The organism is Actinomadura formosensis, from assembly GCF_050948385.1.
Taxonomy (GTDB): domain Bacteria; phylum Actinomycetota; class Actinomycetes; order Streptosporangiales; family Streptosporangiaceae; genus Spirillospora; species Spirillospora formosensis.
In genome coordinates, this window is sequence record NZ_CP192011.1 from 1,032,792 (window position 1) to 1,044,494 (window position 11,703).

Here is an 11,703-nt window from a genome sequence, read left to right on the forward strand (position 1 = left end):
GCTTCCACTCCGCCAGGAGTACCCCAATGCAGGTTGATCCGCGTGGGCAGCGCTTCGGCGCGTCGGTCACGGCAGTCGTCCTCATCGTGGTGCTGGTGACCGGAAGCTGGGCCCTGCTCGCCGCTCAGGCCGTCGTGTTCGCCGTCGCGACCTTCCTCGGCCTCCGGTACGCCCCGTACGGACTGGCGTTCGCAGTGCTGATCCGTCCCCGGCTCGCTCCGCCCAGGGAACTGGAGGACGCCGCCGCGCCCCGCTTCGCACAGGGGGTCGGCCTCGCGTTCGCCCTGGCCGGAACGGTCGGCTACGGGACGGGGACCACCTGGCTCGGCATCGGTGCCACCGCCCTCGCACTGGCGGCGGCGTTCCTGAACGCGGTGTTCGGGTTCTGCCTCGGCTGCGAGATGTACCTGCTGTTCCGACGTATCACCGCGAAAGTCCGCTCCGAGAGGGAGGTTCCCGTATGAGCCGCTCAGACGTCCTGGTGGACACCAGTTGGGTCGAGTCCCACCTGGACGACCCGGGCCTGATCCTCGTCGAGGTCGACGAGGACGTGTCCGCCTACGACAAGGGCCACATCCGTGGCGCCGTGAAGATCGACTGGAAGACCGAGCTGCAGGACCCGGTCCGCCGCGACTTCGTGGACAAGACCGGGTTCGAACAGCTGCTGTCCGCCAAGGGCATCGCCAACGACGACCTGGTGATCCTGTACGGCGGCAACAACAACTGGTTCGCCGCCTACGCCTACTGGTACTTCAAGCTGTACGGCCACGACAAGGTGAAGCTGCTCGACGGTGGCCGCAAGAAGTGGGAGCTGGAGTCCCGCGAGCTCGTCACCGACGTCCCGTCCCGTCCGAAGACCGAGTACAAGGCCAAGGACCAGGACCTGGCGATCCGCGCCTTCCGCGACGAGGTCGTGGACGCGATCGGCAAGCAGAACCTGATCGACGTCCGGTCCCCGGACGAGTTCAGCGGCAAGCTGCTCGCCCCGGCGCACCTGCCGCAGGAGCAGTCGCAGCGGCCCGGTCACGTGCCGACCGCGCGCAGCATCCCGTGGTCGAAGGCGGCCAACGACGACGGCACGTTCAAGTCGGACGAGGAGCTCCGGCAGCTCTACACCGAGGCCGGCGTCGACCTGAACAAGGCCACCATCGCCTACTGCCGCATCGGCGAGCGTTCCTCCCACACCTGGTTCGCGCTGCGTGAGCTGCTCGGCCTGGAGAACGTGAAGAACTACGACGGTTCCTGGACCGAGTACGGCTCGCTCGTCGGCGTGCCGATCGAGCTCGGCGCCCCCAAGTAAGCCCACGCACTTTCCCAGAGCTGGAGGAGCAATGACCCAGGGTTGCGCAGCACCCGAGCAGACGGCGCACCTGCCCGCGACCGTCGACCTGGCCAACGAGGCCGTCATCCAGGGCACCGTCACCCGTGACGGCGCCCCCGTGTCCAGCGCCTATGCCCGCCTGCTCGACTCGTCCGGCGAGTTCACCGCCGAGGTGGTCACGGGCGAGGAGGGCGTGTTCCGGTTCTTCGCCGCCGACGGCGACTGGACCGTCCGCGTCCTCGCCGCCGGCGGGGTGAGCGTCGACACCGCCGTCACCGCCGAGACCGGCACGGTCGCCGGCCTGGAAGTGAAGATCTGACCCGGGCCCGTCCCGCGAACCCCGCCGTCCCACCGGACGGCGGGGTTTCGTCATACGAACCCCGGACGGTTTACGATCAGCGGCGATGTCCTGGCCGTCCGCGCGTTCCCCGCTGATCCTCCCGTGGGCCGCACTGAAGCTCGCGGGACGGTTCATCGTGCCGCTGACCCTCTGGTTCACCGTGGGCGAGCTGCTCCGGTACGGCGCCATGTACGCGGGCTACCGGCTCGGGATGATGAAGGGCACGGCCGCGTCCGTCGCGCCGATCGTCACCATCGGCCTGCTCGTGGTGGTCGCGCTGACGGTCACGGTGCTGATGGTGCACAGCGTCCGGGAGGGCCTGGACGTCGTGCAGGCGCGCGAGGCGGACGGCGACCTGACGCCCTGGGCGGTCGGCAACGAGGAGCCGGTGATCGGCGCGATCGGCCGGGCGGCGCTCCCGTTCGTCATCTTCTACCTGGCGTGGGGCCTGCAGAGCGAGGACGCGCGCGAGTTCGCGTCGGCGGCGGCGAGCCGCGGACTCGCCGAGGGCGGCCTCGAAGGGCAGATCAAGGGCGCCGGGATGCTGCTGTCGCTGGAGAAGCACGTCGGCCTCGCGATCGGCCTCACCGTCGGGCTGTTCGTGCTGAAGGTACTGGCGGAATGGCGGCTGGAGGAGCGGCTGCCCCGCGCCGTCGGCGCCCTCGTCGCCCTCCTGGAGATCAACTTCGCGCTGTTCGGCATCTTCACCATCGACCATCTGCGCAACCTGGGCGCCGACTGGTTCACCGCGCGGGAGGCGTGGGGCCGGCTGACCGGCCTCGCGGGCCCGGCCTTCGGGCTGTGGGGGCCGTTCAAGGACGCGGTGCTCGGCGCACTGATCTGGCTGGTGATCGCCGGGGTGATCCTCGGGCTGGACGCGGGGGACGAGCGGGTCGTCCTCGGCGGAAGCCGGGCGGCGCGGCGGCTGGCGCGGGCCGGGGCGATCGACCGGGTGAACAGCCCCCGCGAGCTGCTGACGCGCGGGTTCCGGGAGATGTGGCTGCCCGCCTGGTACGGGCTGCGGCTCGTCCGCCGGTCCGGGGTGCTGCCGTTCGCCACGTTCTGCCTGCTGTTCGCGGGGCTGCATGTGGGGGAGGACGCGGGCCGCCGGCTGGTGTACGAGCTGATCGGCCCGCACGAGGTGACGTGGTGGATGCAGTGGCTGCCGGCCATCGGCTACGGGACGGGCCTGGTCTTCGAGATCCTGCGCGTGTGCCTGCTGGCGGCGGCGTTCAACCTCGTGATGGCGCGGGTCAGCGTGAGAAACGCAGCGAAGCCAGTGGATCCTCCGGCTTCTTCCGTGTCTCCTTCGGCGCCTGAATCCGCAGCTCCAGCGAGTCCGCCTTGGCGCGAGGCACCGTCCCCCTGACGGTGATGCGCATCGCGACGCCCGCCTTGGGCGGGGCCGTCGTGAGCCCGGCCGCGGACCATTCGCGGCCGTCATCGTCCTGGAGCCGGTACGCCAGGCCGTAAGAGCCGACCGCCTTGGCGCTGGCGTCGTCCGAGGGGAGGACGCCGAGATCGAGCCGCAGCTCGACCACATCGCCCCGCCCGCCGCCGAGCGGCTCGGCCGTCCGCCGGTCGAGGATCTTCCACTTGGCGCCGACCAGAACGCCGAGCCGGCCTTCGGGGACGGTCGTCACCTTCTCGGGCGGTTTCAGGAACCGCCGGACCTTGTCGGTCTCGTCCACCCACTGCAGGGCGAGGAGCGCCGACATCGCGCACCCGAGGGCGATCGCCTCCACGATGCGCCGGTCGCGGGGACGCATCCGGGACCGTCCGGGCAGCGGAATCCCGTCGGGCCGGGTCACCGAGGCCGTCATGAGTTCTCCGCCCTGACCTTGTACCGGTCGGTTGCTCCCCGCACCAGGCGGGCCGCCCGGTCCTTGTCGAGCTTGAGGTCGATGTCCGCCGCCGCGGAAAGCTGCGGCAGCAGCCCGCCGGTGCCCACGACCAGATGCGCCCCGTCCACCCGCTGCTTCGGCAGCTCGAACAGCAGTTTCGTGGACGTCCAGATCATCGGCTCGAACGTCGGCTGGTTCAGCAGGACGGACCTGGCCCGCGGGTCCTGCCCGAACGTGTAGCCGCCGGGCGTCTCCAGCGCCGCCGACGCCAGTCGCAGCGGCTTCCACCGTGCCGTCGCCCGGAGATGCACGATGAGGTAGACGCCGTCCGTCCCGACGGCGGGTGTGGTCCCGAGCGAGAACCCCGGCTCCACCGACCGCGCCGCGTCGACCCTGTCGACCCGCACGCTGAAGTCGCGGGTCGTGACCTGCTCGCCGATCGTCCCGCCGGTCCGGATCGGGTCCAGCGCCCCCGCCCTGACCTCGGGCCGGACCGAGTGCAGCCACATCGCACCGGCGAGCAGGACCGTCCCGCCGAGCCCGGCCCCGCCGCGCAGCAGCACCTCCCGCGTGTTCACCGCGGGCTCACCGCAAGCGTGAGGCGGCCGACGAGTTCATCGCTCTTGGGATCGACGATCCAGTTGAAGCTGCTGTCGGTGAATCCGTGCTCGTACTTCCACTTGCGCAGCCCCACGGTCAGCTTCGCCGGTGCGTCCGCCGGGCCCATCCCCCACATGGCGGACGCCTCCACCGGCAGCCCAGGCTGCGTCGTGTCGGTCTTCGCCCCGCCTGCGACACCGTCGATCCGCTCGGGCTCGACCCATTTGCCGGCCCCGGTGCGCGCGACGACGCCCTCCGACAGCCCGCCGCTGCCGAGCGAGACGGTCTTCTTGCCCTTGTTGAGCACCCGCATCCGCACGATGAGGAACCGCTGCTCGCCGGTGCCGAACATCCCGCCGGCGAGCCCGATCCGCGCGTCGCGGACGGTCACGCTGAAAAGCCCGAGGTCGAGCGGATCTCCCGCCTTCTTGGCGGGCTGCTTCGGCGTCTCCTTGAACCCGCCCGCGACCCACACCACCGGCACCAGGACGGCGACCACCCCCAGAACCGCCCCCGGCACGACCCACCGCCGCGCCCCCACGCGCTGCTCGGGATCTGGAGGAACCGGTGCCGTCGATCGCATCCGCCCGATGGTAATACGAGGACACCGGCCGGCCGCTTCCCGAACCGCTGCGCACACTCGTCCTCGCGTCGCTGATCGGCGTGGAACTGATGACCCCCGCCACCTGACCCCCATTTTCGGCCAGGCCATTGGTGACCGTAGGCAGGTCCATTTGCCCCCTATGATCAACTAGCCGGAGGTGAACGCCTGCCTCCCGCGCACAGCAAGGAGGGCTCTCTCGCACAGGGCCCGAAGGATGAGACACCTCCCTGGGACAAATGACCTTCTCCAGCACCGCCCTGCGCCTGAACCTCGCCGCCCAATACGAGGTGCTGGACGCGGGCACCGGCTCCGTGCTCGCCCGGCTCGCGGAGGTGACGCGTGTCCGCTCACCCCGGGGCAACCTTCTGCGGCCCGACCCCGTCGCCGTCCCCCGGCTCACGTTCGCGCTCACCGCGCCGGACGGCTCGACACTGCTCTACATCGACCGCGCCGAGCACCTGAAGCTCAACTTCGTCCCGCCGCAGACCGCGCTCGTGGACGCTGACGGAACCGTCCTTGGACGTGTGGACTACGACCGGTACTCACCGGTCCGGGAGGCGCCGGCCGGGGGCCGCGGACTTGAGGCGTACACCGATGAGCGGGGGATGCGGGTGGCCCCCGCCGCCTGTGTCCTCGACCCCGGCGGCCGGCTGCTCCTGAACGTGGTCTACGAGATGCCGGAAGACGGCGGCCGCCCCCGCCTGCCCGACGGGCAGGACGCCCGCGTCACCCGCTGGGTCACCACTGAGGGCGTCCAGGTGGCGGAACGCCGCGACGGCGTCCTCGGCTTCGACGAACGGCTCACCGGGGCCTGGCGCGCCATGATCGTCGGCTCGTTCGTCGCGTTCGCCCTCGAATTCCATTTTTCCTGGGGCGGCACTTCCGCCCCCGAATCCGTGCCCGAGCCGTATCCGGGGCACGCGGGCCTTCACGCCGCTTATGCCGAATATCAGCGGAGGGTCGTCGCCGAGTACAGGTCACCTGTCCGCACTCGCACCGGCCTGACCTTCCGTTCGGGCGTCATCTCTGATCAGCTCGACCACTTCTACAAAGTGGCTCTCCCCCTCATGCTCGTCGTCGCCACCGTCATCTTCCTCGTCCGCCACCTGACCTGATGAAAGGCGCCGGGGCCACGCTGATCGTGGACGACGGGACCCCTACACCTGGGCGCGCGGAACGGCGCTGCGGGCCAGGGCGGGCCGGTAGAGCCGGGCCCCTTGTAGTCGTCCATGGCCTCTCTCACGCGCTGCTGCTGGACGCCGAGTTCGTGGGCGAGGTCCCGCATCTGCCCGGCGAAGCCGTTGGCGATCTTGTTGAGGGAGGCGATGGTCTTGGCTGAGGGGCGGCCGGAAGGTCGAACAGGGCGGTACTCGCCTCACGGACCTTGCGCTGGAAGTTCTGGCGGCACAGTTGACCGCGGCACGGATCGCCTCGCTGAGCTCCGCGACCGGCCGCCGCAGCGCCCGGGGGCGAGGTCGATCTTGGTCACACCGTCCTCCGCCGTGCACTCGGTGACGGTGCGGCCGCCGGCGGCTCCCCCGCGCCGGATGGTGGCCCGGATGGACTCCTGCGCCTCGGTGAAGTCGCACATCTGCTTCTGCATGTCGCGCTGGAAGCGCTTGAACTCCGGCCCGAGACTGAACTCGGCCATCATCGCCTCCTGTTCTTGTGGGCGGTCTGGATGACACGGCTGGTGACGGACCGGTGCCATGGACGGCATTCACCAGATGCCATTACGCCGGCATGTCCGACCCGGCGCATGCCGGTAGGGTTCGTGTTGCTCTTGCCGCGATTCGGGTCTGGAGGAACGGTGCTGCGGCGTTCGTCGACACTCGCTCTCGCATCGGCCATCGCGTTGGGCGCGGCCTTCGTCCCTCCGCTCCGGGAGACACCGGCGAGGGCGGCGGGCTGCCCGGAGGAACTGGTCTACGGCAGTCCCGCGAAAGAGCTGCCGCGTCAACTCTGGCCGCAGGAACGGCTGAACTTCACGGACGTCTGGGAGCACACCCGCGGCAAAGGCGTCAAGGTCGCCGTCGTCGACAGCGGCGTGGACATCGGCCATCCGCAGCTGAGGGGGCACGTCAAGGCGTACGACGTGACGAGGAGCGGCCTTCAGGACTGCGTCGGCCACGGCACCGCGGTCGCCGGGATCATCGGCGCCCGGGACATGCGCGACAAGGGCATCCCGTTCGTCGGAGTCGCCCCCCAGGCCGAGATCATCTCGGTGAAGATGGCGGTGAAGCCCACGGGCAACAGGTCGGAGTGGGCCGCGCAGGGGATCAGGAAGGCGGTCGATCTGGGCGCGAAGGTCATCAACGTCTCGTCCCAGTCGCCCGACCTGCCCGATCTGCGGCAGGCCGTCCGCTACGCACAGAAGCACGACGTGGTGATCGTCTCGGTCGCCGGCAACCTCACCGACCAGACCAAGCAGACCCCGCAGAAGTCCTACCCGGCGAGCTACCCCGGTGTGATCTCCGTTGGCGCCCTCTCCAAGGACGGCACACTCGCCGGTTTCTCCAACACCGTCACCCCGGTCACCGTGACCGCCCCCGGACAGGCCGTCATCAGCACCTGGCCGCGCGACTCCTACAAGCTCGACGACGGCACCAGCCTCGCGGCCCCCTACGTCGCCGGCACCGCCGCGCTGGTCCGCGCCTTCAACCCGAACCTGAACTACCAGCAGGTCAAGCAGCGCATCGAGTCGACCGCCGACGGTGCCCAGGTACAAGGCACCGGTTCTGGCGTGGTGAACCCGCTCCGGGCCGTCACCACCGTCGGCACGGGCGGCGGGAACGCCAGCACCGCCCCCGCCGCCGGTGTCCAGCGTGTCTCCATCGACCAGCCGGTCCCCGAAGACCGCTTCGGCCGCAACATGGCCCTCGCCATCGCGGGCGTGGCCCTCGCCATCGCCGCCGCCCTAGGCGTCGCGGCCATGGTCGTTCCCGCCGCCCGCCGCCGCCACTGACCTTTGGGTCGGCGGTCGCCGACCGTGGGTGCCGCTTCAGACTTGGCGGGTGATGCGCACGGCGATGGGCAGAGCGAGCGCGAGCGGGCGGAGCGGCTCTGGGCACTCCGGTGAGAACTCCAGCCACATGCGGCTGTTGTCGGCCTTGCTCTTCGTCCGCAGGGAGGCGACCTCCCGGCCGGTGGTGTCGGTGACGGCATAGCGGCCTCCATCCTGGTGGACGGTGCCGAGCAGCGTGCCACCGGCCGAGCGCAGAGACATCTCCCCACGCCCGCCGAGTTCGCCGAGGCTGTTCCCGTCCGCGTCGAGGACGGTCATACGCTCCCTGCCCAGAGTCCGGGGCATCCGGTTGATGATGAGCATGGTGCGCGCATGGGGATCGCGCAGGACGATGCTCCTGCGTCTCTTGTTGGGGTTGGTGGCGAAGAAGCTCGCTCCCTCCGTCGACTTCTTCATCAGCCGGCCGCAGGCCTGGGCCAGGAGAGCGCCTCCGCGTTCGTTGCGGTAGCGGCCTTCGCCGTTCACGAGGACGCGGTCGGCGTCGAACAGCGCACGCGGTGACGGTCCTGGCACCTCCTGGCCGCGGTCGTCCAGCACGCGCCAGGTACCGCCGAGGATCTCGATGGTCGCGGCGTGCACCGCCTCCAGCCAGCCGGCCGGCAGCGAACGGTCCCGCAGCAGCGTGGCCACCGCCTCCTTCTGGTCTCGCTGTCCGACCTTGGTCACGGTGTCGATGCCGGGTGCCGCCGCCGGGTCGTACCAGGTCGTCCACACCGGGTCGCTGATCGGCCAGGTCAGCCCGACCGCGTGCACAGCGCTCGACGGGATCGTCGCCTCGTCGTCACGGTGGCGCAACGCGATGCCGTCCCCCCTGATGGTGACGATGAGACGGCTCCTATGCACGGTGAGCGCCCAGATGACACCGACCAGGCCGACCATCAGGCCACCGCCGCCGTAGACGATGAGGGGCCCCGCGACCGTGCCGGCGTAGCTGGTGGGCAATGTGGACGCGCAGAGACCGAGGCCGATCAACGGACCGGCCACCGCCATGGCGAACGGCCACCGGTAGGCTCGCGGCCCCAGGGTGACCCGGAGTTCCGGTGCGCCCTTCACGCCCGGCGTCCGCCGGGCGAGGCCCGCCTGGCCGGCCCATCGCCTGCGCCACCAGATCCGGGCGGCCACCGGGCAGCCGACGGCGGCGACCAGGGCGACCAGCGGCAAGAACGACTGCATGCTCAGACCTTCAGGGTGCTCGCAGCCTCCGCGCCATCACGGCGCTGGGCGACCACGTGCAGTTTCTGCCGGACGTCGTGGAGTTCCTCGACCCGGGCCTTGAGGTCCTGATCCGCCCACTCGGTCATGACGGCATGCGCCGTCGCAGTTCGAAGCCGTACAACATGAAGGCGTCCGTGCTGATGTCATGGGGAGCACCGTTGAGGGTGTAGCGGGCCCCCTTGAGGAGGCCCATCGCACTGTGCCTCGTGTTTGTCGGCAAGGACGCGAATCGTCTCGGCCGGGTGCTCATGTTCCACGTCGAGTACTCCGCCCTTCCGTTGATCACGTACCGCCTCGTGATGGAGTATGACGGACTGGTATGCCCCTACGGGCTCTGATTGAAGACCGCCCGGCTGCCGACCACCAGAGCGTTGGTTGATGCTCTGGCAGACACATGTCCGAGACGTCAAGACCGCGCACGACCGGATCCCAAGATGGCTGTTGGCGGGCGAGTGACCACATCGATTGCCCTGCACGGCCGAATCGCAGCGGCGGGGACCGCAGCCCGTGTTGGTGAAGTCCGTGATTAACGACATGACGCTGCTCTGCTGAGGCCACTACCGGCGCCGTGACGGTGACGGCTCGACTGACGATGTCGCTCAGGCGCTCAACGCATTGAGGTGGAATCGTTCCACAATGGACCCGCCGATCCGCGGACGGCGGCTTTGATGGTTTCGGCATCCTCCTTGAAAGCGCCCAGCTCGCACACTTTGACCGCAGCGTGTTCCGACCTCCATTCCGGGTGGTACATGCGGTAGGGCAGTTGCATTGGTGCTTGCTTGGGCCAAGCCATCAACCAGTCGCCCTTGGCGCGACCGGGTGCCTGAACGATCCGAACCTCCTCCAACTGAGTCCAGAGAATCCGAGTCGCCTGGCCGCGTGCTCTCACCTCCATCCCCCCGTCGTCCACCCGGAACTCCATCGGATGGTAGGCGTACGGGAGCAGGAGCACGCCACCGACGAGAAGGACGAAAAAGAAGATGATCAGCGTAAAGCTAATGACTGGATCCAGGCCGAGGAAGGTGCCCGCGACCATTAGTACTGCCAGCCCCAGTGCCCCCAGGGTGGACTGCCATATCGGTTTCTTCTCTGCGTAGAAGACATCAGATTGCATCAGCCTCACCGGATGCTGCTGTTGTGGGTGCCGTACCGCCTAAAGAACCGGCGTCCGGCTATCCCATCATCTTGCGAAGTCTGTCGAGTTGCTCGGCTGCGGCCCGGGCAGGATTCTCTGAGCGGGCTACGGCGGCGGTACTCTGTTCGATACGGTCAGAGACCTCTTGGATGGTTCCCTTGGAAACCATTTCTTCCAGCCGAGTGACATCCCCCGTTAGTGGCGCCATCAGTTCCTGACTCTTCGTGGCCAGGGACTGCTGTGCGGCGAGTATGGTCTTGGTGATCTCTTCGGACAGTGCTTCGGATCCTTGCTTCATGGCTCGCGGATTGATGTCGAGTCGGTCGAGCATCCCGTTGGGCTGCACAGTGACCCGGATGTAACCGTCCTCACTCTCCGCCTCACCTGTGAGTTCGCTGAGTTGGTCAACGACGGCGAGTGCCTGCTTCACTTGCTTCTGAATCCGGTCGATTTCCCGGTCGAGTTCGGGGTTTCCGGTGCCTGCCACTCTTTCTCCTGGTTCTGATGGAATTCGCAGACTATGCCTGGGGAACGGGAACCGTGGGCTGAGCCCAGTCGATGTTGATGTCCTTGAAGGACGTCCCGCCGCCCAGGTTGACCTCCAGCTTGGCGAAGTTCAGGCCCGCCGCCGAAGCAATGTCCTGCAGCGGACCGATGGCGATCCCGGCCACCCCCAGGACGGCCGTGACCGAGGCGGCGGTTCCGGCCGACAGGATTGCGCCCTGAATCAACTTTGCGACCCTGAAGAAGATTCCGACGTAAGGAGTGTTCTCGCCAATCGAGAAGGCTATGATTGCCGCTAGAGAAATCATTGCGAAGCCGAACATGGCGTTCTGAATGAAGTGCAGTTGCTGAACAAGTTCGGTCAGCGCTTGGCTGTTCTTGTCGGCGGCGGCGGCGGTCTGTTCAACTTCTTTCTTGAAGATCTCGGCCCAGTTGTCGAATGCGCTCTTGGAGTCGCCTTCCCAATTCTTGTCGAGCGTCTTGGCAATGCCTTCCCAGGTGCCTCCAGTCACTCCTTCTAGATTGGTTTTGGCTGCGTTCCAGCCGCCGATCGCCTCTTGTATATCGCTGTCTATTGGCGTGAAAAGCGCCCAGAGGATGGTGGACGCGATCGCGGTAGGGGCAAGGGTCTTTGAGGCTCCGTTGGCCGTGGCTATGGCTATGTTCTTGGCGAGCAGTGCGCCGATTCCGGCTCCCGCCCAGCCCGCACCCGTGAGGGCGCCTTCCTTCGGCGCAAAGCCCCAGGAGCTGGAAGGTTTGGTGTATTGACTCTTGGGAGCGCGCTTGGCTCTGGTGTCGGCGGAGTTGGCGATCTCGGCCTTTGCAATGGTGTTGGCGACCTTCACCAGCCCCTCCGACGCGGTCTTGAGTTGCTTGGCTCCCGCGTCAATGCTGTTAGAGAGGGTGCTTCGTGAGCTCTCGTAGGAACTTGAGAAGAGAAAGTGGCAGATCACGCCGAAGGCGAGGGGGTTCAGGTCGCAGGCCTTCTCAGTGTACTCATGGGCCACCTTCATATAGGAGAGCGGTTCGGAGGACATTTCCCCCGCGGTCTCAGCGATCTTTTCTGCGTGCGCGCGAAGCTCTTTGGAAGGTGCCATCGAAACCTCCTGGTGGTG

The 11,703-nt window shown here is 68.1% G+C and carries 15 protein-coding genes; 6 read left to right on the forward strand and 9 right to left on the reverse strand.

The window, feature by feature from the left end; translation table 11 throughout:
* The first annotated feature begins 26 nt into the window (after positions 1 to 26).
* The 4 genes from ACQP1N_RS04815 (at position 27) to ACQP1N_RS04830 (ending at position 3,030) form a co-directional block, all read left to right on the forward strand.
* The gene (locus tag ACQP1N_RS04815; protein WP_067792882.1) at positions 27 to 464 is read left to right on the forward strand and encodes a DUF4395 domain-containing protein; all 438 of its coding nucleotides are present in this window, start codon (positions 27 to 29) and stop codon (positions 462 to 464) included.
* Positions 461 to 1,300, forward strand: a complete 840-nt coding sequence (locus ACQP1N_RS04820) for a sulfurtransferase (RefSeq protein ID WP_067792885.1) — start codon at positions 461 to 463, stop codon at positions 1,298 to 1,300. The genes ACQP1N_RS04815 and ACQP1N_RS04820 overlap by 4 nt, the downstream gene beginning before the upstream one ends.
* Before the next feature lie 31 nt (positions 1,301 to 1,331).
* Positions 1,332 to 1,640 (forward strand): DUF1416 domain-containing protein, encoded by a 309-nt coding sequence (locus ACQP1N_RS04825; RefSeq protein WP_433229344.1) that lies wholly within the window; start codon positions 1,332 to 1,334, stop codon positions 1,638 to 1,640.
* 85 nt (positions 1,641 to 1,725) lie between these two features.
* Positions 1,726 to 3,030 (forward strand): hypothetical protein, encoded by a 1,305-nt coding sequence (locus tag ACQP1N_RS04830; protein WP_433229345.1) that lies wholly within the window; start codon positions 1,726 to 1,728, stop codon positions 3,028 to 3,030.
* Here the strand turns inward: ACQP1N_RS04830 and ACQP1N_RS04835 are convergent.
* From ACQP1N_RS04835 to ACQP1N_RS04845, 3 genes are read right to left on the reverse strand one after another with little or no spacing between them, the layout of a single operon-like run.
* Positions 2,915 to 3,484: a hypothetical protein gene (locus tag ACQP1N_RS04835; RefSeq protein WP_433229347.1), complete on the reverse strand. Its 570-nt coding sequence runs from the start codon at positions 3,482 to 3,484 to the stop codon at positions 2,915 to 2,917. The genes ACQP1N_RS04830 and ACQP1N_RS04835 overlap by 116 nt on opposite strands.
* Positions 3,481 to 4,083, reverse strand: a complete 603-nt coding sequence (locus ACQP1N_RS04840) for a hypothetical protein (protein ID WP_433229349.1) — start codon at positions 4,081 to 4,083, stop codon at positions 3,481 to 3,483. The genes ACQP1N_RS04835 and ACQP1N_RS04840 overlap by 4 nt, the downstream gene beginning before the upstream one ends.
* Positions 4,080 to 4,688, reverse strand: coding sequence for a hypothetical protein (locus tag ACQP1N_RS04845; RefSeq protein WP_433229351.1), 609 nt, complete (start codon positions 4,686 to 4,688; stop codon positions 4,080 to 4,082). Before ACQP1N_RS04845 ends, ACQP1N_RS04840 begins: the two co-directional genes overlap by 4 nt.
* A gap of 257 nt (positions 4,689 to 4,945) precedes the next feature.
* Here ACQP1N_RS04845 and ACQP1N_RS04850 point away from each other — a divergent pair, with 257 nt between their 5' ends.
* Complete coding sequence (locus ACQP1N_RS04850; RefSeq protein WP_433229352.1) at positions 4,946 to 5,824, forward strand: hypothetical protein; 879 nt, start codon at positions 4,946 to 4,948, stop codon at positions 5,822 to 5,824.
* 260 nt (positions 5,825 to 6,084) lie between these two features.
* Here the strand turns inward: ACQP1N_RS04850 and ACQP1N_RS04855 are convergent, their stop codons facing one another.
* Positions 6,085 to 6,360: a hypothetical protein gene (locus ACQP1N_RS04855; protein ID WP_174548808.1), complete on the reverse strand. Its 276-nt coding sequence runs from the start codon at positions 6,358 to 6,360 to the stop codon at positions 6,085 to 6,087.
* Positions 6,361 to 6,519: 159 nt separating this feature from the next.
* On the opposite strand from ACQP1N_RS04855, the gene ACQP1N_RS04860 reads away from it, so the two are divergent.
* A complete protein-coding gene (locus ACQP1N_RS04860) occupies positions 6,520 to 7,674 on the forward strand; it encodes a S8 family serine peptidase (protein WP_067792907.1) in 1,155 nt (384 codons plus the stop codon).
* 36 nt (positions 7,675 to 7,710) lie between these two features.
* On the opposite strand, the gene ACQP1N_RS04865 is transcribed toward ACQP1N_RS04860, so the two are convergent.
* The 5 genes from ACQP1N_RS04865 to ACQP1N_RS04885 all read right to left on the reverse strand — a co-directional run bounded on the left by ACQP1N_RS04865 (position 7,711) and on the right by ACQP1N_RS04885 (position 11,685).
* Entirely contained in the window at positions 7,711 to 8,907 is a 1,197-nt protein-coding gene (locus tag ACQP1N_RS04865) for a hypothetical protein (RefSeq protein WP_433229353.1), read from the reverse strand.
* A gap of 2 nt (positions 8,908 to 8,909) precedes the next feature.
* Positions 8,910 to 9,035: a hypothetical protein gene (locus tag ACQP1N_RS04870; protein ID WP_255218769.1), complete on the reverse strand. Its 126-nt coding sequence runs from the start codon at positions 9,033 to 9,035 to the stop codon at positions 8,910 to 8,912.
* Between the two features lie 521 nt (positions 9,036 to 9,556).
* Positions 9,557 to 10,063 (reverse strand): hypothetical protein, encoded by a 507-nt coding sequence (locus ACQP1N_RS04875; protein WP_067792913.1) that lies wholly within the window; start codon positions 10,061 to 10,063, stop codon positions 9,557 to 9,559.
* Positions 10,064 to 10,121: 58 nt separating this feature from the next.
* Complete coding sequence (locus ACQP1N_RS04880; RefSeq protein WP_067792916.1) at positions 10,122 to 10,571, reverse strand: YbaB/EbfC family nucleoid-associated protein; 450 nt, start codon at positions 10,569 to 10,571, stop codon at positions 10,122 to 10,124.
* 31 nt (positions 10,572 to 10,602) lie between these two features.
* Positions 10,603 to 11,685 carry a hypothetical protein gene (locus tag ACQP1N_RS04885; protein ID WP_433229354.1) on the reverse strand — a complete coding sequence of 361 codons (1,083 nt, stop codon included), beginning with the start codon at positions 11,683 to 11,685 and terminating at the stop codon, positions 10,603 to 10,605.
* Positions 11,686 to 11,703 lie beyond the last annotated feature (18 nt).